The organism is Actinomyces polynesiensis, assembly GCF_000820725.1.
Classification (GTDB): domain Bacteria; phylum Actinomycetota; class Actinomycetes; order Actinomycetales; family Actinomycetaceae; genus Pauljensenia; species Pauljensenia polynesiensis.
This window is the reverse complement of the sequence record NZ_CCXH01000068.1, coordinates 1-18,725: the sequence shown is the minus strand read 5'-3', so window position 1 is coordinate 18,725 and position 18,725 is coordinate 1. Positions and strand designations below refer to the sequence as shown.

At 71.9% G+C, this 18,725-nt stretch carries 14 protein-coding genes; 11 read left to right on the top strand and 3 right to left on the bottom strand.

All coding sequences use genetic code 11. The features are described 5' to 3' along the window. The first annotated feature begins 61 nt into the window (after window positions 1-61). Window positions 62-799 (top strand): phosphoglyceromutase, encoded by a 738-nt coding sequence (locus TA90_RS02400; RefSeq protein WP_043534424.1) that lies wholly within the window; start codon window positions 62-64, stop codon window positions 797-799. Between the two features lie 138 nt (window positions 800-937). Here the strand turns inward: TA90_RS02400 and phoU are convergent, their stop codons facing one another. Next, window positions 938-1,606, bottom strand: coding sequence for a phosphate signaling complex protein PhoU (gene phoU / locus TA90_RS02395; protein WP_043534423.1), 669 nt, complete (start codon window positions 1,604-1,606; stop codon window positions 938-940). A gap of 190 nt (window positions 1,607-1,796) precedes the next feature. Between phoU and TA90_RS02390 the strand changes: the two genes are divergently transcribed. From TA90_RS02390 to TA90_RS02370, 5 genes are all read left to right on the top strand, one after another. Further along, complete coding sequence (locus TA90_RS02390) at window positions 1,797-3,122, top strand: sensor histidine kinase (protein WP_052450398.1); 1,326 nt, start codon at window positions 1,797-1,799, stop codon at window positions 3,120-3,122. Beyond that, window positions 3,119-3,805, top strand: a complete 687-nt coding sequence (locus TA90_RS02385) for a response regulator transcription factor (RefSeq protein WP_043534422.1) — start codon at window positions 3,119-3,121, stop codon at window positions 3,803-3,805. The genes TA90_RS02390 and TA90_RS02385 overlap by 4 nt, the downstream gene beginning before the upstream one ends. A gap of 151 nt (window positions 3,806-3,956) precedes the next feature. After that, complete coding sequence (locus TA90_RS02380) at window positions 3,957-4,475, top strand: CarD family transcriptional regulator (protein WP_043534421.1); 519 nt, start codon at window positions 3,957-3,959, stop codon at window positions 4,473-4,475. 4 nt (window positions 4,476-4,479) lie between these two features. Further along, the gene (ispD, locus tag TA90_RS02375) at window positions 4,480-5,250 is read left to right on the top strand and encodes a 2-C-methyl-D-erythritol 4-phosphate cytidylyltransferase (RefSeq protein ID WP_052450396.1); all 771 of its coding nucleotides are present in this window, start codon (window positions 4,480-4,482) and stop codon (window positions 5,248-5,250) included. A 172-nt stretch (window positions 5,251-5,422) separates the two neighbouring features. Beyond that, the gene (locus TA90_RS02370) at window positions 5,423-6,868 is read left to right on the top strand and encodes an MFS transporter (RefSeq protein WP_074015239.1); all 1,446 of its coding nucleotides are present in this window, start codon (window positions 5,423-5,425) and stop codon (window positions 6,866-6,868) included. A 143-nt stretch (window positions 6,869-7,011) separates the two neighbouring features. Here TA90_RS02370 and ispF read toward each other — a convergent pair whose 3' ends face one another. Beyond that, window positions 7,012-7,530 (bottom strand): 2-C-methyl-D-erythritol 2,4-cyclodiphosphate synthase, encoded by a 519-nt coding sequence (ispF, locus tag TA90_RS02365; protein ID WP_043534420.1) that lies wholly within the window; start codon window positions 7,528-7,530, stop codon window positions 7,012-7,014. A 92-nt stretch (window positions 7,531-7,622) separates the two neighbouring features. Between ispF and cysS the strand changes: the two genes are divergently transcribed. The 4 genes from cysS to TA90_RS02345 all read left to right on the top strand — a co-directional run bounded on the left by cysS (window position 7,623) and on the right by TA90_RS02345 (window position 15,829). Then, on the top strand, window positions 7,623-9,062 hold the full coding sequence (cysS, locus tag TA90_RS02360) for a cysteine--tRNA ligase (RefSeq protein WP_043534419.1): 1,440 nt from the start codon (window positions 7,623-7,625) through the stop codon (window positions 9,060-9,062). A gap of 103 nt (window positions 9,063-9,165) precedes the next feature. Next, on the top strand, window positions 9,166-10,161 hold the full coding sequence (gene rlmB / locus TA90_RS02355; RefSeq protein ID WP_043534418.1) for a 23S rRNA (guanosine(2251)-2'-O)-methyltransferase RlmB: 996 nt from the start codon (window positions 9,166-9,168) through the stop codon (window positions 10,159-10,161). A gap of 218 nt (window positions 10,162-10,379) precedes the next feature. After that, entirely contained in the window at window positions 10,380-14,000 is a 3,621-nt protein-coding gene (locus tag TA90_RS02350; protein WP_043534417.1) for a proline dehydrogenase family protein, read from the top strand. Window positions 14,001-14,512: 512 nt separating this feature from the next. Then, on the top strand, window positions 14,513-15,829 hold the full coding sequence (locus TA90_RS02345) for a C1 family peptidase (RefSeq protein ID WP_043534427.1): 1,317 nt from the start codon (window positions 14,513-14,515) through the stop codon (window positions 15,827-15,829). 135 nt (window positions 15,830-15,964) lie between these two features. On the opposite strand, the gene TA90_RS02340 is transcribed toward TA90_RS02345, so the two are convergent. Further along, on the bottom strand, window positions 15,965-16,966 hold the full coding sequence (locus tag TA90_RS02340) for a zinc-binding alcohol dehydrogenase family protein (protein WP_197067816.1): 1,002 nt from the start codon (window positions 16,964-16,966) through the stop codon (window positions 15,965-15,967). Between the two features lie 157 nt (window positions 16,967-17,123). On the opposite strand from TA90_RS02340, the gene TA90_RS02335 reads away from it, so the two are divergent. Then, the gene (locus TA90_RS02335) at window positions 17,124-18,485 is read left to right on the top strand and encodes an MFS transporter (RefSeq protein WP_074015238.1); all 1,362 of its coding nucleotides are present in this window, start codon (window positions 17,124-17,126) and stop codon (window positions 18,483-18,485) included. Window positions 18,486-18,725: the final 240 nt, after the last annotated feature.

The following is an 18,725-nucleotide window of genomic DNA, read 5'->3' as shown; positions in this document are numbered from 1 at the left end:
ACCCCGCGGTCCCGGGGGTGGTCCCATGACAGGGACCTGCCGGTGATGTGAGAATGGGCGCATGACCTACACATTGGTGCTCCTCCGCCACGGCGAGAGCGAATGGAATGCGAAGAACCTGTTCACCGGCTGGGTCGACGTGCCGCTGTCCGAGAAGGGCCGCGCGGAGGCGGTGCACGGGGGTGAGCTGCTCAAGGAGGCCGGGGTCCTGCCGGACCTGGTCTTCACCTCGCTCCTGCGTCGCGCGATCATGACCGCGAACCTCGCACTGGACGCCGCCGACCGTCACTGGATCCCGGTCCAGCGCAACTGGCGGCTCAACGAGCGTCACTACGGCGCCCTGCAGGGCAAGAACAAGAAGGAGATCCGCGAGGAGTACGGCGAGGAGCAGTTCATGCAGTGGCGTCGTTCCTACGACGTCCCGCCGCCGGCCATCGAGCTGGGCTCGGAGTTCTCCCAGGATGCCGACGTCCGCTACGCCGGTGAGCCGATCCCCCGCACCGAGTGCCTCAAGGACGTCCTCGAGCGCCTGTTGCCCTACTGGGAGGAGGCGATCGTCCCCGAGATCCGTTCCGGCAAGACGGTCATCGTCGCCGCCCACGGCAACTCGCTGCGTGCCATCGTCAAGCACCTGGACCACATCTCCGACGACGAGATCGCCGGACTCAACATCCCCACGGGCATCCCGCTGGTCTACGAGCTCGACGAGGAGACCCTCGAGCCCGTCAAGAAGGGCGGGACGTACCTGGACCCCGACGCCCAGGCGAAGATCGACGCGGTCGCCAACCAGGGCAAGTGATCCCGGGCAGGTGAGCCGGGGTCGCCGACCCCGCACGCCTGCCCCCGGACGACGCGGACGCCCCCGGACCCGAGAGGGTCCGGGGGCGTCCCCCTGTCCGTGAGGAGGTGCGCCAACCCCGGGGCGGGGCCGCGCGGGTCAGAGACGACCCGTGAAGCCCTCCTCCGTGGCGGCCGTGCCCTCGACGATGTACGCCACCCTCCGGGCCACGGAGACCGCGTGGTCCCCGAACCGCTCGAGGAAGCGTGCCGCGAGGGTGAGGTCGATGACCTGGGCGCGGGTGAAGTCGTTCGACTCGTCGGTGATCATGCGCCGGACCTCCACCTGGAGGTCGTCGAGCACGTCGTCCTCGTCCTGGACCTGCGCGGCCAGCGCGAGGTCCTGGGTCGCGACGAGCTGCTGGGTCAACCGGGCCATCTTCACCGCCGCCTCACCCATGCGGGTGATCTGGGGGGCGGCCAGCTCGGTGATCGAGTGACTCGGGTACGTCGAGCGTGCGATGAGGGCGATGTGACGGGCCAGGTCGCCCTGGCGCTCCAGTGTCTGCGACAGGCGCAGACCGGCGAGGATGAGTCGCAGGTCCGAGGCGACCGGTGCCTGGAGGGCCAGCAGGGACACGCACATCTCGTCGATGTTGCGGGCGGCGTCGTCCAGTCGCTCGTCGGCGTCGATGGTCTGTTCGGCCATCGTCAGGTCCCCCTCGCGGAGGGCGTCGGTGGCGCGCTCGATCGCACGTGTCACGTTGCGGCTCATGTGCTCGAGCTCGTCGCCCAGCTGGGCGAGGTCCTGACGGTAGAGTTCACGCACGGATACAGTCTCTTTCGCTCCGACCCCGCTCGGTCGCGGGGCTCCAGTCCAGATCACACCATTGTCCGGCAGCCGTCAGCCCACCGTCGGGTGAACGGGACGTGAACGCCGCATGACGGCTGGCGCCCGGTGTGGGCCGGCGGCCCCCACCGACGTGGGGGCGCCCCGGTGAGCCGGTAGTGTGACACACGTGCCCGAAGTACTCACCCTGGTCCTCGTGGCCGCCCTGGGACTCCTCGTCGGGGTGGTCGGGGTCGGCGCGTTCGTCTTCTCGGAACGCCAGCAGCGCGTCGAGCAGACGGTGGACGTCGACCACGAGGGACTCCCCGGCGAGGTCCTCTCGGTCCTCACCGCGCTCCCGGGGATCGCCATCGTCGTGGACCGTGACGACGAGGTGGTGCGCGCCGACGCCACCGCCTACGCCAAGGGGCTGGTGCGTGGCGACGGACTCGCGCACGCGGAGCTCGTCGACCTCGTGCACCGGGTGCGCCGCAGCGGGCTGGCCGTCACCGAGAAGCTCCAGGTGCCCCGCTCCTCCATGAGCGGGTCCGCGATGCTCGACTTCGAGATCCGTGCGGCGGCGCTGCCCGCCGACCGCGTGCTCGTCCTCGCCGAGGACCGGACCCTCCAGCGACGCATCGAGGCGACGCGCAGGGACTTCACCGCGAACGTCTCCCACGAACTGAAGACCCCGGTGGGCGCGATCCGCCTGCTGGCCGAGACCATCGCGGACAACCCCGGCGACGAGGAGGCCGTCGCCCGCTTCGCCCCGCGGCTGCGCCGGGAGGCGGAGCGGCTCTCCGCCCTCGTCCAGGACATCATCGACCTCTCCCGCCTCCAGGCGCCCGACGCCCTCGACGCCGCTTCCCTCGTCGACGTCGACGAGGTGGTGTCCGTCGCCCTCGCCCGGCAGGAGACCATCGCCGAGGCCAACGGCGTGGACCTGGTGGGGCCGCTCGAGGAGTCGGGGGCGCACGTGTGGGGGGACCGCGACATGCTGGTGACCGCGGTGCGCAACCTCCTGGACAATGCCGTGCGCTACTCCCCGCGCGGATCGCGGGTCAGTGTCGGCATCGACGTGCGCGACGACCTCGTCTCGGTCTCGGTGGTGGACTCGGGCGTCGGCATCTCCGAGGAGGACCAGTCGCGCATCTTCGAGCGCTTCTACCGGGTGGACCCGGCGCGCTCGCGCAACACCGGCGGCACGGGCCTGGGCCTGTCGATCGTCAAGCACGTGGCAGCGGACCACGGCGGTACCGTGACCGTGTGGTCCCGTCCGGGGAGGGGGTCGACCTTCACCCTGGTCCTGCCCACCGCCGACACGGATGCGGCACGTGCCGACCGCGGGACCGACCGGGACGGGGCCTCCGACGCCCCACGGGGCCCCGTGGACGGTCCGGGCACGGGGACCACAGCGGCGGACGGCGAGGCCACGGCGGCGGACCCCTCCGCCCCGGACGAGGCCGACGAGGAGTCCGAGCCCCTGCCTGACGGGGCCGGGGAAGGAGCACGATGACCGCGATCCTGGTGGTCGAGGACGAGGAGTCCTACCGGGACCCGCTGGCCTTCAGCCTGCGGAGGGACGGGTTCGAGGTCGGGGAGGCCGCGGACGGGGAGACCGGGCTCGCCATGGCCCAGTCGGGGGACTTCGAGCTGGTCCTCCTGGACCTCATGCTGCCCGGCCTGTCGGGGACCGAGGTGTGCCGTCGCCTGCGCCAGACCTCGGACGTGCCCGTGATCATGGTGACCGCGAAGGACGACGTGGTCGACCGGGTCGTGGGGCTGGAGATCGGTGCCGACGACTACGTGACCAAGCCCTACAGCTACCGTGAGCTCCTGGCACGGGTGCGCGCCGTCCTGAGACGGCGTTCCAGTGCCCCCGCGGAGCAGGAGGACGAGGACCTCCTCGAGGTCGGCGCCGTGCGACTGTGGGTCGACCGGCACGAGGTGTCCGTCGACGGGGAGCAGGTGGCGATGCCACTGAGGGAGTTCGAGCTCCTGGAGTACCTCGCCCGCAACCCGGACCGGGTCCTCACCCGCTCCCAGCTCATGGACCGGGTGTGGGGGATCGACTACCTGGGGGACACCAAGACCCTCGACGTGCACGTGAAGAGGTTGCGGGCGAAGATCGAACCAGATCCCTCACACCCCGTCCGCCTGGTGACGGTGCGGGGGCTGGGCTACAAGCTCGTCTCCTGACCCCGACACCGGGCGTGGGGGTCATCGCGGTCAGCCGGTGGGCGCCCTCCCGGAGCGGCAGACCCTACGCCCGACCGGGGCCGCAGGGCCACTCGACGCGCCTGCTGGTAGAATGGCATGCGTCGCCTCGAGTCGCAGGGAGCATCATCACATGACTTTCACCATCGGCCAGACGGTCGTCTACCCCCATCACGGGGCCGCCACGATCGAGGACATCGCCCAGCGTGTCATCCGGGGTGAGGAGAAGACCTACCTGACGCTGCGCGTCAGCCAGGGTGACCTGACCATCCAGGTGCCCGCCGAGAACGTGGACCTCGTCGGGGTCCGCGACGTCGTCGACGAGGACGGCCTGGAGGAGGTCATCTCCGTCCTGCGCGCGCCGTACGTGGAGGAGCCCACGAACTGGTCGCGCCGCTTCAAGGCGAACCAGGAGAAGATCGCCACCGGTGACATCGTCAAGGTCTCCGAGGTCGTCCGCGACCTGACCCGCCGCGATGCCCACAAGAAGCTCTCCACCGGCGAGAAGCGGATGCTCACCAAGGCCCGCCAGATCCTCACCTCGGAGTTGGCACTCGCCCGCCACATCGACAAGGAGGGTGCCGCCCAGCGCCTCGACTCGATCCTGGCAGAGGGCGAGGACGCCGCCGAGCAGGCTGCGGCCGTCGAGTGACGCGGTGACCGCGCTCGCGGTCCTGACCGCCGCAGGTTCAGGGGTCCGTCTGGGGTGCGACGGGCCCAAGGCCCTCGCCGTGGTGGCCGGGAGGACCGTGCTCGACCGTGCGGCCGAGGGCCTCGCGGCTGCGGGGGTCTCCGCCCTCGTCGTCACCGCCCCCGAGTCGGAGCTCGAGCGGTTCCGGTCGGTCCTGCCCGGACACGTGCCCTCCCGTCCGGAGGTGCCGGTCGTCCTCGTCGCCGGGGGAGCCTCCCGGCAGGCCTCGGTCGCCGCGGGTCTGGAGGCGGTCCCCGAGGCGGCCGAACTCGCCGGGGTCGAACTGGGGGAGGACACACCCGTCCTCGTCCACGACGCCGCCCGCTGCCTCACGCCGCCGGAGGTCGTCGGACGCGTGGTCGCGGCCGTCGAGGCCGGGAGCGTGGCCGTGGTCCCCGGGATCCCCGTCACCGACACCCTCAAGGAGGTCGAGCGCGCGGGGACGTCCGCACCCGAGGGGGGGTCCGTGCTCCGCGTCGTCGGGACCCCGTCCCGTTCGCGGCTCCGCGCCGTCCAGACGCCCCAGGGCTTCCGCTGGGCGGTCCTCCTGCGCGCCCACGAGCACGGCCGGGCGCTCGCCCTGCAGGAGTCGACGGCGGCCACGGACGACGCCGCCCTGGTCGAGGCACTCGGACTCCCCGTGGACCTGGTCGAGGGCGATCGCCGGTCCCTCAAGATCACCACCCGGTCCGACCTGCTCCTCGCGGAGATGCTCCTCGGTCCCGACCCCGACTGAGGTCGCGGCACCGGAACCCACGTGCGGGGCCGATCCCGGCCGCGTCACGACGTTCACCCGGGAGCATCCGGGGTGACACGTGGCCGTGCTAGCTTTCGCTTGGGCGGAACCACGCCCCCCATGAGCGGTCCGGAGCTCCCTGCGCCGACCGCCGCACAGGAAGCGAAGCGACATGTCCCATCCGGACGTCCACGGACCCGCCAGCGCACCACCACCGAGCACCCCGGGGGACCTCGTCCCCCGCAAGCGGATCCTCACCCCGACGGTCCTGTCCTGGGCCTTCTGGGACTGGGGCAGTGCCGCCTTCAACGCGGTGGCCACCACCTTCGTCTTCTCCGTCTACCTGACCTCCGACGGGGTGTTCACGGACAAGGCCACCGCCAGCGAGCACCTCTCCTTCGGGTTGACCATCGCGGGGATCCTCATCGCCCTGCTCGCTCCCGTCACCGGACAGCGGGCCGACCGGCGTGGGCGGGGAGGCGTGTGGCTGGGGTGGTTCACGGGAGCCGTGGTCGCCTGCATGGCGTTGATGTTCTTCGTGGCCCCGGAGGGTCCGTTGGGGAAGGAACGGGCCCTGTGGCTGGGCATCATCCTCCTCGGCCTGGGCAACGTCTTCTTCGAGTTCGCCTCCGTCAACTACAACGCGATGCTCAACCACATCTCCGACCGCTCCACGATGGGGCGGATCTCGGGACTGGGCTGGGGCATGGGGTACGTCGGGGGCATCGTCCTCCTGCTCTTCCTCTTCGTCGCCTTCATCAACCCCGAGGTGGGGCTCTTCGGTGTCACGCACGCGAACGGGATGAACATCCGTGTCTCGATGCTCTTCGCCGCAGCCTGGTTCGCCGTCTTCGCGACGCCGGTGATCCTCAACCCACCGCGGCCGACACACCACTCCGACGAATCCGGACGTGAGCCCATCTGGGACTCCTACCGCCGCCTGTGGGGCACGGTGGTCTCCCTGGCCAGGCACGCCCCCCACACCCTGTCCTTCCTCATCGCCTCCGCCGTCTTCCGTGACGGCCTGGCGGGGGTGTTCACCTTCGGGGCGATCCTGGCGGGGACGGTCTTCGGGTTCTCCGCGTCACAGGTCATCGTCTTCGCCATCGCCGCGAACATCGTGGCCGGCCTCGCCACCATCGGCTTCGGCGCCCTGGACGACAGGATCGGCCCCAAGCGGGTCATCGTCATCTCCCTGGTCGCCATGGTCCTGTCGGGGCTGGGGGTCTTCATCCTGCACTCACGCGGCCAGATCGTCTTCTGGGTCCTCGGGCTCATCCTGTGCGTCTTCGTCGGACCGGCGCAGTCGGCGTCGCGCTCGTTCCTGGGCCGGGTCATCCCCGAGGGGCGCGAGGGAGAGGTCTTCGGTCTCTACGCCACCACGGGACGCGCCGTCTCCTTCCTCTCCCCGCTGATGTACGGGGTGTCCATCCGCATCGGACGCCATCTCACGCCTGCGGGCGAGGACCCCACCCACTGGGGGATCCTCGGCATCGTCCTCATCCTCGCGGTCGGCCTGGTGCTGCTGCTCCCCATCCGCCAGGACCGTGCCCACCTCGACATCTACGCGGACGGCGACGCCGACACGACCACCACGGGGGTCCGGACCCGGAAGTGAGAGGGCCGCACCCCACCTGTCTGACGCGACGGGTGACCGGGTGTCCGCGGTGCCGGCCGGGTTCCCACCCCCGGTGGTGGGGTCAGCACCCTCCCCGGTGGTGGCGGGGTGCCCACCCCGCGGCGCCCGCGGGCGGTCCGGCCTCAGAAGAAGGCGTCGTCCTCGTCGTCGTTGCGGACGACCAGCGCCGCTGCCTGGGCCGCGAGCCCCTCGGTGCGGCCCGTGAACCCGAGCCCGTCGGTCGTGGTGGCGGAGACGGACACCGGCGCCCCGATGACCTCCGCCATCCGGGTGGAGGCCTCGCTGAGACGCCCGGCCATCCGGGGTCGGTTCCCGATGACCTGGACGGTCACGTTGCCCACCGACCATCCCGCTGCGTCGAGCATGCGCACGACCTCGTGGAGGAAGGCCTCCCCGGGGGCGCCACCCCACTCGGGACGGGCGGTGCCGAAGACGGTGCCCATGTCCCCCAGGCCGGCCGCGGAGAGCAGTGCGTCGCACACGGCGTGCGCCGCCACGTCCCCGTCCGAGTGCCCGACGAGGGCGTGTTCGCCGGGCCACTCCAGGCAGGCGAGCTTCATCGTGGGGACCGGCGCGCCCTCGTGGACCGGGGCGAAGGCGTGGACGTCGAGGGCCTGTCCGACGCGGAAGGGGATCACCATGGGCACCAGCCTAGTGGTGCCCACGCCGTCACCCGGTCCCACGTCCGTGACGGCGCGGGAGCCCACCCCCCGCCCCCACTACGATTGGGGCCATGGCGCTGCACCTGTACGACTCCAAGACCGCCCGACTCCAGCCCCTGGAGCCGGTGACCCCCGGGCACGTCGGGATCTACCTGTGCGGGGCGACGGTCCAGGGTGCGCCGCACGTCGGGCACCTGCGCTCCGCGGTCGCCTTCGACGCGCTGATCCGCTGGCTGCGCCGCGGCGGCACGGACGTCACCTACATCCGCAACATCACCGACATCGACGACAAGATCCTCACGAAGTCCGCCGACGCCGGGTGGCAGTGGTGGGCGTGGGCGTCGCGTTTCGAGCGCGAGTTCGACGCGGCCTACCGCACCCTCGGCGTGCTCCCCCCCACCTTCGAGCCGCGCGCCACCGCCCACATCCCCGACCAGATCGCCCTCGTCCAGCGCCTGCTGGACCGCGACCACGCCTACGAGGACGGCCACGGCAACGTCTACTTCGACGTGCACTCCCAACCCGACTACGGGTCCCTGACCCGCCAGCGCCTGGTCGACATGCGCACCACGGAGGACGACTCGCAGATCGACGCCACCGTCGAGGCAGGCAAGCGTGACCCCCGCGACTTCGCCCTGTGGAAGGCCGCCAAGCCCGGGGAGCCCGAGACCGCGAAGTGGGAGTCCCCCTGGGGGCGGGGCCGTCCCGGCTGGCACCTCGAGTGCTCGGCGATGTCGCGGCGCTACCTGGGGGAGACCTTCGACATCCACGGGGGTGGCATCGACCTTCGCTTCCCCCACCACGAGAACGAACAGGCGCAGTCCCACGGCGCCGGGTGGGGCTTCGCGCGCCTGTGGGTGCACAACGCCTGGGTGACCACCAAGGGCGAGAAGATGTCGAAGTCGCTGGGAAACACCCTGTCCGTGGAGGCCCTCACCCGGGACTTCCCCCCGGCCGTGCTGCGCTGGGCGCTGTCGACCGTCCACCACCGCAGTGCCATCGAGTGGGCGCCCGAGACCCTGCCCGACGCCGCCCTCGCCTGGGAGCGGTTCTCCGGCTTCGTGGCCCGTGCCATCGACATGGTCGGTGAGGTCCAGGACGTGGCGCTGGCCCCGGGGGACCTCCCCGGGGCGTTCAGCGCGGCGATGGACGACGACCTCAACGTCGCCGGCGCCCTGGCGGCGGCGCACGAGCACCTGCGCCTGGGCAACACGGCACTGGCGGAGGGTGACCGGGAGGCCGTGCTGCGCGAGCAGACGCTCGTGCGCTCCATGCTCGACGTGCTGGGCCTCGACCCGGCCTCCCCCCAGTGGCGGGCGACGACCGAGGGGCAGGGCGGGGGCGCCGAGCACGAGGCCCTGGCGACCCTCGTCGAGGCGGTCGTGGAGGAGCGCGCCGAGGCGCGTGCCGCCAAGGACTGGACGAGGGCGGACGCGCTGCGCGACCGCCTGACCGCCGCGGGCGTGGTGCTGGAGGACGGCAAGGACGGGGCCACCTGGCGCCTGGCCTGACATGCCCCCGGGGTGTCCGCCGACCCGGGCCGGGTGCCGGGACACCGTAGCGGCTACGCTGTCCCTGCTCCCGCGACTGCGGGGACGGGACCGGGAGGGTGCAATGGCAGGCAATGACGGACGCCGCGGCGCGGTGCGCAGGAGCGGATCCAAGAAGGGCCCCAAGGTCGGCACAGGCGGCCACTCCCGCAAGAAGCTCGAGGGCAGGGGCCCCACCCCCAAGGCCGAGGACCGCACCTACCACGCCGCCCACAAGCGCAAGCTCGCCCGGGAGGCGCAGGAGGAACGCGAGGCCGCGATCGCACGTGCCCGCGCGAAGACCTCGATCAAGGTCCCCTCGGGGCACGAGCTGATCGCGGGGCGCAACCCGGTCGCCGAGGCCGTGCGCGCCGGCGTCCCCGTCTCCCGCGTCTTCGTGGCCGGATCGCTGGGCGACGATCGCGTCGAGGAGGTCGTGCGTGCCGCGGCCGGGCAGGGCGCGCCGGTCCTCGAGGTGACGAGGCGTGACCTGGACGTCGCCACGGACGGTGCGGTCCACCAGGGCGTGGCCGTCGAGGTTCCCGCCTACGAGTACACGGACTTCGACGAGCTCGTCGCCTCCTCCCTCCAGCAGCTCGGTGTGCCCCTGCTGGTCGCGCTGGACCAGGTCACCGACCCGCACAACCTCGGAGCCGTCCTGCGCTCGGCGGGTGCCTTCGGTGCCGATGGCGTGATGATCCCGGAGAGGCGCTCGGCGGGGGTGACGACCACTGCGTGGAAGGTGTCCGCCGGGGCCGCGGCGCGAGTCCCGGTCTCGCGGGTGACGAACCTCGTGCGCGCCCTGCAGGACTGCCGCAAGGCGGGGTTCTTCGTGGTCGGGCTCGACGGCGGGTCGGACGTGTCCGTCCGGGACCTCCCCCTGGCCACCGAGCCGCTGGTGCTCGTCACGGGCGCGGAGGGCGCGGGACTGTCTCGCCTGGTGCGCGAGACCTGCGACCAGGTCGTCTCCATCCCGATCAGCTCCGCGGTGGAGTCCCTCAACGCCGCCGTCGCCACCGGGATCGCCCTCTACGAGGTCGCCTCCGTGCGCGCGGAGGCCTCGGCGGCCACCTCCGACTGATCCCCCGGCGCGCCGGGCCCCCGACCGCGCGCCCCGTCTGATGTCCGCGCGCGTCGCGTCGGTCCGTGTCCGCGGCCTCACCACCGGGCTGCCCGGGAGGGGACCTGCGCACGGGCCCCGATGCGCCGTAAGGTGGGTCACAGAAGCCCGCGGTCCCGTGGCCGGACGGACCGGGCCGACCTCGGTCGGTCACGTGGGCCCGAGGCAGGAGGACCGGGATGACGCCGCAACGAGTCGACAGGTCGGACCAGGGGCAGGGCGACCTCGAGGAGGCCATCGCCCTCGCGACCGAGACGGCGCGACGGTGGGCCGACGCCTCCACCCGCCACCCAGTCAGCCGGACCGCGAAGCTGCTCGCCGACGTCCTCGAGGACGAGGGCGGCCTCGACTTCACCGTGCAGTTCGTGGACGGCGTCGTGCGCCCCGAGGACACTCACGTCGCCGCCGCACACCTCGCCCGTCTCGGGGCCCGCGGAGTCCCATTCCTCCCCGCCTGGCTGTCCGTCCCCACGCGCGTGGGCGCCGGGGTGGGCCGTGTCGCCCCGGGGACCGTGGTCAGGGCTGCACGCACGGTGTTCCAACAGCTGGTCGGCGACCTGGTCGTCGACGTGTCAGAGGACCACATCGGGGACGCGATCGCGCGCCTGCGCGCCGACGGCTCGCGTCTCAACGTGAACCTCCTGGGGGAGGCGGTGCTGGGTGAGGCCGAGGCCGACCGGCGCCTCGCCGACACCTTCGACCTGCTGCGCCGTGACGACGTCGACTACGTCTCCCTCAAGGTCTCCGCCGTGGTCGGCCCCCACGGTCCGTGGGCACACGACCAGGTGGTCGCCCATGCGGTGGAGAAGCTCGCGCCGCTCTACGCGTACGCGTCCTCGCAGCCGGGAGCCAAGTTCATCAACCTCGACATGGAGGAGTACCACGACCTGGACCTCACCATCGAGGTCTTCAAGCAACTCCTCGACCGTGAGGAGAACCTCGGCCTGGAGGCCGGGATCGTCCTGCAGGCCTACCTGCCCGACGCCCTGCCCGCCATGCGTGACCTGCAGGAGTGGGCGGCGGCCCGCCGGGCCCGAGGGGGCGCGCCGATCAAGGTGCGCGTGGTCAAGGGCGCGAACCTGGCCATGGAGCGGGTGGAGGCCGATGTCCACGGCTGGGAGCTCGCCACCTGGGAGTCCAAGCGCGCGACCGACGCGAACTACCTGCGGGTGCTGGCCTGGGCGTTGACGCCGGAGCACACCGCGAACGTGCGCCTGGGGATCGCCGGGCACAACCTGTTCACCCTCGCCTTCGCCTGGGAGCTGGCCGGGTTGCGCGGGGTGCGTGACGCGATCGACGTGGAGATGCTCTCCGGCATGGCCACCCAGCAGGCCGCGGCCGTGCGCGAGGAGGTCGGGGACCTGCTCCTCTACGTCCCCGTCGTGCACCCCGAGGAGTACGACGTGGCCATCTCCTACCTGGTGCGCCGCCTGGAGGAGAACTCCGCCCCGGAGAACTTCATGGCCTCGATCTTCGAGATCGGGTCCGAGCCCGCCGCGTTCGCCCTCGAACGGGACCGCTTCTGCGCGGCGGCGGAGCAGTGGCAGCGCGAGGGGGACCGGCGCGTCCACCCCAACCGCCTGCAGGACCGTGGTGACGAGGACGAGGCGACACTGACGCGGCACCTGCGCTCCCCCGGGGGGTCGTGGACCTTCGCCAACACCCCCGACACCGATCCGGTCCTCCCGGCCAACCGCCTGTGGGCGGCGGAGCTGCTGGCCCGTGTTCCGTCCTCCACCCTGGGGGTGGACACCGCGGCGGGAGCACGCATCGACGAGGGCGACGTCCTCGACGCGGCCGTCGCCCGGGGTGCGGCCGCGGCCCCCTCATGGGCGGGGCGGCCCGCGAAGGAACGCGCGGAGATCCTCCACCGCGTGGGGGTGGAGCTCGCGCGCAGGCGTGCGGACCTGCTCGAGGTGGCGGCCTCCGAGCTCGGCAAGGGCATCGACCAGACCGACGGGGAGGTCTCCGAGGCCATCGACTTCGCGCACTACTACGCCGAGCAGGCGCTGCGCCTGGAGTCCCTGCCGGGGGCGCGGTTCACCCCGGTCGGACTCACCCTGGTGACCCCACCGTGGAACTTCCCGGTGTCGATCCCGCTCGGCGGGGTGGCCGCGGCTCTCGCGGCGGGTTCCGCGGTGCTCTTCAAGCCCGCCACCATCGCCCGACGCTGCGGTTCCGTGGTCGCCGAGTGCCTGTGGGCCGCCGGGGTGCCCGAGGACGTCGTGCAGCTGGTGCTGCCCGCCGACCACTCCCTGGGGGAGGCCCTCGTGCGCGACCCGCGCGTGGAGCGGGTGGTCCTCACCGGGTCGGTGGACACCGCCCGCATGTTCCGCTCCTGGCGTCCCGACCTCCCCCTCCTCGCGGAGACCTCCGGGAAGAACTCGATCATCGTCACCCCGTCGGCCGACCTCGACCTCGCGGTGCGTGACGTCGTCTCCTCCGCCTTCGGCCACGCCGGTCAGAAGTGCTCGGCTGCCTCCCTGGTGATCCTGGTCGGATCGGCCGGTTTCTCACGGCGCTTCCACGACCAACTGGTCGACGCGGTGTCCTCCCTGGTGGTCGACTGGCCGACGAACCCGGCCAGCCAGATGGGGCCGCTCTCGGAGCAGCCCGGTGAGAAGCTCCTGCGGGGTCTCACCGAACTCGGACCCGGACAGTCCTGGGAGATCCGGCCCCGCCAGCTGGACGACTCGGGGCGCCTGTGGAGCCCCGGGGTCCGCTCCGGGGTGGAGCCCGGCAGTGAGTTCCACCGCGTGGAGTACTTCGGGCCCGTCCTGGGGGTCATGAGGGCCGACACCCTGGAGGAGGCCATCGACATCCAGAACGGCACGGAGTTCGGCCTCACCGCCGGCCTGCACTCCCTGGACGCCCAGGAGATCTCCACCTGGCTGGACTCGGTGGAGGCCGGCAACGTCTACGTCAACCGTGGGATCACCGGCGCCATCGTGCGTCGCCAACCCTTCGGGGGGTGGAAGCGCTCGAGCGTCGGGGCCACGGCCAAGGCCGGGGGCCCGAACCACCTCTTCGGCTACGGCTCCTTCGAGCCGGAGGAGCTCCCGGTGGGCGAGGTCGGTGGCGAGGGCTACCCCCTGGTCCCCGAGCGGCCCGTCGAGATCTGGAAGCCGCAGTTGGCGGAGCTCCTGCGCGTCGCCGACGCCCACCTGTCGGTCGCGGAGCGCAAGCGTCTTGAGCGTGACGTGGACGCCTTCGAGCACGCCTGCGAGACGGAGTTCGACGTCCTCCACGACCCCTCCGGACTCGCCGCGGAGCGCAACATCCTGCGGTACCTCCCCGCGGCCGCGACCATCAGGGCCGAGGCGGACGTGCCCCTGGTCGAGGTGCTGCGCGTGGCGGCTGCGGCCCTGGCGCCCGGGGAATTCACGGAGCTGTCGCTGACGGGCGGCGACGTCGCGGTGCGCCGGACGGTGGGGGGCAACCCGAACGCGGCCCAACCGCTGCTGCTGTCGACCGCGGAGTCCGTGCCGACGCCGGTGCAGGTGATGCTCGCCGCGCACGGCATGAAGTGCGTGCGCGAGACCCGGGAGGCCTTCGTGTCCCGCCTGCGCGGCGCGGACCACCACTTCGACGGGCGCGTGCGGCTGCTGGGCGGGGACGGCGCGGAGCTGGCACGCGACATCGACGGCGACATCGACGTGGCGATCTGGGACGGTCCGGTCACCCACTCGGGTCGCGTCGAGATCCTGCCCTTCGTCCACGAGCAGGCGGTGTCGATCACGAACCACCGCTTCGGCAACCCGACCCCCCTGTCCCACGAGGTGCTCCCCGACCCCGCCTGACCCCGCATCCCGCCGAAGTCCGCTCTGTTCTGGGCTCGAAGTCCGCTCAGTTCCCGCCGTGAGGTCCGCCCTGCCTGCGTCGCCCTCGTCAGCATCGGCACCGACCGGACCGAGGGGGCCACTCCCTTGTCGGCCACGTTGCCACTGTGCGGCCATGGGGCAGTTGTGGGCGGCGGTCACCTACGTCGCGTTGGGCACGCTCCTCCCCGTCCAGAGGGGGTGCTTGCGGTGTGGGGAAGTGGCGCGCTGGCCCCTTCCCCGCTTCCTCCTCGACCAGGTCGCACGAGCGGTCCCCGGGAGGGACACGGACGAGGGCGAGAGCGGGGAGTAAGCCGTCCCGGACCGTTGCCGGCTGCCGGTGCGCCGGTGCCGGGTCAGCATCGACGAGGGCGCCCCGCCCACGGTCTGCCCACGCCGGGATGGGGATGTGACTGCTGCGGTGGACGCTCCACGGAGGAGACGGAAGCGAGCGGACTACAGTGCCGAACGGGTCCCGTCCAAGGAGCATGTCCATGACCAGCAGCACTGACCGACCACGATCCCTCGCGCCCTCGTTCGCGGCCGAACAGGCGGACTCGTTCCGGACGGACACATTCGGCAGGATCGTCCAGAACGCCGTCAGCGCCCAGGGCGCGGATGCCGTCAGCCTCGACCGGGACGTCGTCAACCGGATCGACGACTCCACCTCGGAGCGCCTGGACAGCTGGGCCGTGACGGACCAGAAGCACTCGGGTCGGTGCTGGGCATTCGCGGCACTCAACGTCCTGCGGGCGCGGATGGTGAAGGAGTTGCACCTCGACGACTTCGTGTTCTCGCAGAACTTCATCGCCTTCCACGACAAGCTGGAGAAGGCCAACCACCTCCTGGTCCGCGCGATCGAGACGGTCGACGATCCCCTGGGTGACGAGGGCGTCCGCAACCTCCTCAACGGTGTGGGCGACGGCGGGTTCTGGACCCAGTTCCTCGACCTCGTGCGCAAGTACGGCCTGGTCCCGGTCTGGGCGATGCCGGACACCGAGTCAGCGGGCAACACCGACCAGATGAACCGCGCGCTCGCGGTCGTGCTGCGCCGCGGGGTGGGGAGGATCCGGGCCGCGCGCACCGACGTCGATTCGATCCGTCTCGAGACCATGAAGGACGTGTGGCGGATTCTCGCGATCCACCTGGGCACCCCACCGACCAGCTTCGTGTGGCAGTACCGCGACGCGGACAAGGTCTTCCACTCCGAGGGTGTGATGACCCCGCTGGAGTTCGCGGAGAAGTACGTGCCGGCCGAGGTCTTCGACTATGTCGTACTCACCCACGACCCCCGCGAGGAGCACCCCGAGGGGCGCCGTTACATTGCCGAGCACTCGCCGTACATGGAGGGTCGCCCGCCGTACTCGCAGATCACCGCGCCCATCGGGGACCTCAAGAAGGCCGCTGTCGGTGCCATCCGCGACGGCGAACCCGTCTACTTCACCTGCGACGTCAAGAAGCAGTTCGACAAGGAGCGCGGGATCTGGGACGCGAAGCTCCACGATTACGGTGCCCTCTACGGCGTGGGGATGGAGATGACGAAGGCCGAGAGGATGCGTCTCCACGACACGGGGTCGACCCACGCGATGACGCTCGTGGGCGTCGATCTGGTCGACGGGCGGCCGCGCCGGTGGCGTGTGGAGAACTCCTGGGGGGACGAGGTCGGACGCAAGGGCTTCTTCACCATGGACGACTCCTGGTTCGACGAATACGTCTTCCGGGTCGCTGTGGCGCCCGAGCGACTCACGCAGGCCCAACGGGCCGCCCGGACGGAGGAACCTCTCGTGCTGCCCGAGTGGGACGTGATCTGAGGGCCCGGTTGCGTCGCCACCCGGTGGCCGGCGGTCAGCCGCGCCCGGCGGAACCGATCGCCCGTCCGGGCGGCCCAGCGAACGACCCGGGGCTGCGTGACAGCGTCGGTGATCGACCCGGCACGGACGCGCGACTCAGCCCTTCAGGGCCACCTTGCCGACGGCGCGGCCCTCGTCGACGATGCCGAACGCCTCGCGCAGCCCGGCCGGATCGAGGTGGTCGACGACGGTGGTGAGCGTGGAGCGCAGGCGACCCGCGTCGACGAGGGCGGACACGCGGTCGAGGATGCGGCCCTGCTCGGCCATGTCGGGGGTGTGGTGCATGGAGCGGGTGAACATGAACTCCCAGTGGAAGGCGATGGAGCGGGACTTGAGCGGCAGCACGTCCAGCCCTTCGGGCTCATCCAGCGCCACCACGTGGCCGAAGGGACGCACCAGACGTGCGTAGGCCTCGATGTTCCCGGCGGTGTGGGGGCTGAGCACCCAGTCCACGCCGTCGGGCGCGACGGCGAGCACCGATTCGGCCAGGTCGTGTCGGTCGACCACCTCGTCCGCCCCCATGGCGAGCGCCCACTGCCGGGACCGCTCCCTCGAGGCCGTGGCCACCACCCGCACCCCGGTCAGGGCCTTGGCCAGCTGCATGGCGACGGACCCGACCCCGCCGGCACCACCGATGACCAGCAGCGTGCCCTCCGAGCGGGTCCCCAGACCCAGGTGTTCGACGAGCGCCTCCCACGCCGTCAGGGAGGTGAGCGGCATCGCCGCGGACTCCGCCCAGTCCAGTGACGAGGGCGCCTGCCCGACCAGTCCCTCGTCGACGAGGTGCAGCTCGGCGTGGGCGCCCGGACGGGTCAGGTCACCGGCGTACCAGACACGGTCCCCGGGTGAGAAGCGCTGCACCTGCGCCCCCACCGCCTCGACGGTCCCGGCCGCGTCCCAGCCGAGCTGGCGGGTGGCACCCTCGGCCAGGCCCGCCCTCACCTTCGTGTCGACGGGGTTCACCGACACCGCCCGGACCCGCACGAGGAGGTCGTGCGCGCCCGGTTCGGGAACCGGCTGGCCCACCTCGACGAAGGCGTCCGCGTCCTGCAGGCTGCGCCCGCCCTGTGACTGCCACGTCCTCATGGTCCTGGACATCGTGTCCTCCCGCCGGTCGTCGGTTCGTGATCTCCCCTCCGACCGTATCCGCTGTGCGCGCTCCCTGCGCGGCCGCGCGCGAACGGGGCCCTGACGAGGGCGGCTCCCGCGGTAGGGTCTCTCCAGTCCGGAGCCGTTGCCGGGCGGACCACGACCCGTGCCAACGCGGGATCCGGCCCCGTTCGCACCACCCACACCAGGAGTCCCCACGAAGCACCACCTGCGCAGTGTCCTCGCCGACACCCGCCCCCTCGACCATCCCGACTTCGCACGGCTGTGGTACGCGAACATCATCACGGTCATCGGCACCCAGATCACCGTCGTGACGGTCCCCGCCCAGCTGTGGGCGATCACCCGGGACTCCTCCTACGTCGGACTCACGGGCCTGTTCGGATTGGTCCCCTTGATCGTGTTCGGGCTGTGGGGCGGTGCGATCGCCGATGCCTTCGACCGTCGCCTGGTGCTGGTCGCGAGCACGGTGGGCATGATCGCCTCCGGTGCGGCCTTCGCGGTCCAGGCACTCCTCGGGCTCCACGACGTCTGGCTGATCCTCGGCATCTTCGCGGTGCAGCAGTCCTTCTTCGCGATGAACCAGCCCGCCCGCAACGCGGTCATCCCGATGCTGGTGCCCGCCTCGGAGCTCCCCGCGGCGAACTCGCTGAACATGACCGTCTCGCAGTTCGGGGCGATCGCGGGGCCGCTGGTGGGTGGGGCACTGCTGCCCGTGCTCGGGGCGGGTCCCCTCTACCTCCTCGACGCCATCACCATGGTGGCGACCCTGTGGGCGGTGGTCCGACTGCCGTCGCTGCGCCCCGACCACGCCATCGGTTCCCTGGGTCTGGGCAGCGTGGTGGAGGGCTTCCGCTACGCCTGGGTGAACAAGGTCCTCCTCGTCAGCTTCCTGGTGGACCTCATCGCGATGGTCTTCGGCCTGCCACGCGCCCTCTACCCGGAGGTCGCCAACGTGAACTTCGGCGGCCCCGCGACCGGGGGCATGGCCTTCGCACTGCTCTCGGCCGGGATGGCGATCGGGGCCGTGGTGGGTGGCGTGCTGTCGGGGTGGGTCTCACGCGTGCGCCGCCAGGGCCGCGCCGTGCTCGTGGCGGTCGCCGTGTGGGGGTTGGCCGTGGTGGGTGCGGGGGTGTGCGTCGCACTCGGGGGCGGGCGGGCCATGCCCTTCCTCGTCGGCGCGGTCCTCATGCTCGCCCTCGGCGGGGCGGCGGACATGGCCTCCTCCGCCTTCCGCCAGTCGATCCTCCAGTCCGCGGCCACCGACGACATGCGGGGCCGCCTCCAGGGCGTCTTCCTGGTCGTCGTGGTCGGGGGGCCGCGCCTCGCGGACATCCTCCACGGACTGGCCGCCGATCGGCTGGGGGTGGCGACCACCTTCATCGGTGGTGGTGTCCTGGTGGTCCTGGGCGTGCTCGCCTGCGGGGCGCAGGTGCCCCAGTTCCGCGCCTACGCGCCCGGGGGGAGTGGGGACCAGCCGCTGGTCCGGCCGTCCGGGTCGACCGAGTAGCGAGCGGGAAACGCCCCCGGCATCCCCCGTCCCGGACGAGGAACGGCCCGCGGAGCAGTCGTGCTCCGCGGGCCTCCGGGTACCGGCAGCACGCCCCGCCCTCGTCAATGACGACGGGGACGGGGCGCGACCAGCGGTCCCGACGGGGAGTCCGGCTGACTACGCCGGCTGCGCCCCCGTGCCCACACCCGCACCGGCGGGCTCGGGCACCGACACCGGGCGGCCGTCGTGGGAGTTGGC

Excerpts from the sequence above, each read along its gene's own strand:
- TA90_RS02400 (WP_043534424.1), top strand. The coding sequence starts at position 62 with ATGACCTACACATTGGTGCTCCTCCGCCACGGCGAGAGCGAATGGAAT.
- TA90_RS02385 (WP_043534422.1), top strand. The coding sequence starts at position 3,119 with ATGACCGCGATCCTGGTGGTCGAGGACGAGGAGTCCTACCGGGACCCG.
- TA90_RS02380 (WP_043534421.1), top strand. The coding sequence starts at position 3,957 with ATGACTTTCACCATCGGCCAGACGGTCGTCTACCCCCATCACGGGGCC.
- TA90_RS02370 (WP_074015239.1), top strand. The coding sequence starts at position 5,423 with ATGTCCCATCCGGACGTCCACGGACCCGCCAGCGCACCACCACCGAGC.
- ispF (WP_043534420.1), bottom strand. The coding sequence starts at position 7,530 with ATGGTGATCCCCTTCCGCGTCGGACAGGCCCTCGACGTCCACGCCTTC.
- cysS (WP_043534419.1), top strand. The coding sequence starts at position 7,623 with ATGGCGCTGCACCTGTACGACTCCAAGACCGCCCGACTCCAGCCCCTG.
- rlmB (WP_043534418.1), top strand. The coding sequence starts at position 9,166 with ATGGCAGGCAATGACGGACGCCGCGGCGCGGTGCGCAGGAGCGGATCC.
- TA90_RS02350 (WP_043534417.1), top strand. The coding sequence starts at position 10,380 with ATGACGCCGCAACGAGTCGACAGGTCGGACCAGGGGCAGGGCGACCTC.
- TA90_RS02345 (WP_043534427.1), top strand. The coding sequence starts at position 14,513 with ATGACCAGCAGCACTGACCGACCACGATCCCTCGCGCCCTCGTTCGCG.
- TA90_RS02340 (WP_197067816.1), bottom strand. The coding sequence starts at position 16,966 with ATGTCCAGGACCATGAGGACGTGGCAGTCACAGGGCGGGCGCAGCCTG.